General features: G+C 64.1%; 1 protein-coding gene. It reads left to right on the top strand.

Features of this window, described 5'->3' with window-relative positions; translation table 11 throughout:
* Nucleotides 1-1,176, top strand: a 1,176-nt coding sequence (gene tuf, locus LC039_RS26735) for an elongation factor Tu (RefSeq protein WP_066102746.1), incomplete at its 5' end; no start/stop codon positions are given.
* Nucleotides 1,177-1,279 lie beyond the last annotated feature (103 nt).

Below are 1,279 nucleotides of genomic sequence, written 5' to 3'. Positions count from 1 at the left end.
ATGGCAAAGGAAAAGTTTGAGCGCGGCAAGCCGCACTGCAACATCGGCACGATCGGTCACGTTGACCACGGCAAGACCACGCTGACCGCAGCAATCACCAAGTACTTCGGTGACTTCCGCGCGTACGACCAGATCGACGGCGCGCCGGAAGAAAAGGCACGCGGCATCACGATCTCGACCGCACACGTGGAATACGAGACCGAAGCGCGTCACTACGCGCACGTGGACTGCCCCGGCCACGCCGACTACGTGAAGAACATGATCACCGGCGCGGCGCAGATGGACGGCGCGATCCTGGTTGTGAACGCGGCTGACGGCCCCATGCCGCAGACCCGCGAGCACATCCTTCTGGGCCGCCAGGTGGGCATCCCCGCCATGGTCGTGTTCCTGAACAAGGTCGACCAGGTGGACGATCCGGAACTGCTCGAGCTGGTGGAAATGGAAGTCCGCGAGCTGCTGTCCGAGTACGACTTCCCGGGCGACGACATTCCGATCATCGCAGGCTCGGCTCTGGCCGCAATGGAAGGCCGCGATCCGGAAATCGGCGAAGAGAAGATCAAGGAACTGATGGCTGCCGTGGACGAGTACATCCCGCAGCCGGAGCGTGCCGTTGACCAGCCGTTCCTGATGCCGATCGAAGACGTGTTCTCGATCTCGGGCCGCGGCACCGTTGTGACCGGCCGTGTCGAGCGTGGCGTCGTGAACGTCGGCGACGAACTGGAAATCGTCGGCATCCGCGACACCAAGAAGACCACCTGCACCGGTGTGGAAATGTTCCGCAAGCTGCTCGACCGCGGTGAGGCCGGCGACAACATCGGCGCCCTGCTGCGCGGCATCGACCGTGAAGGCGTGGAGCGTGGCCAAGTTCTGTGTAAGCCGGGTTCGGTGAAGCCGCACACCAAGTTCGAGTGTGAGGTCTACATCCTGACCAAGGAAGAAGGCGGCCGTCACACGCCGTTCTTCGCGAACTACCGTCCGCAGTTCTACTTCCGCACCACCGACGTGACCGGCACCGTGACCCTCCCCGAGGGCACCGAGATGGTCATGCCCGGCGACAACCTGAAGTTCACCGTGGAACTGATCGCCCCGATCGCCATGGAAGACGGTCTGCGCTTCGCAATCCGCGAAGGTGGCCGCACCGTGGGCTCCGGCGTGGTGTCGAAAATCCTCGAGTGATCGTGGTCTGACCCGGCCCTGCGGGGCCGGTGATCGGAAGTCAAACGAAGGGGCCGCCCATAGGGGCGGCCCCTTTGCCTTGGGGGGAGGCGCGCGCCAGGCG

It is taken from the genome of Alloyangia pacifica (assembly GCF_020524285.1).
GTDB classification, from domain to species: domain Bacteria; phylum Pseudomonadota; class Alphaproteobacteria; order Rhodobacterales; family Rhodobacteraceae; genus Salipiger; species Salipiger pacificus_B.
This window is presented reverse-complemented; position numbering and strand designations above follow the sequence as displayed.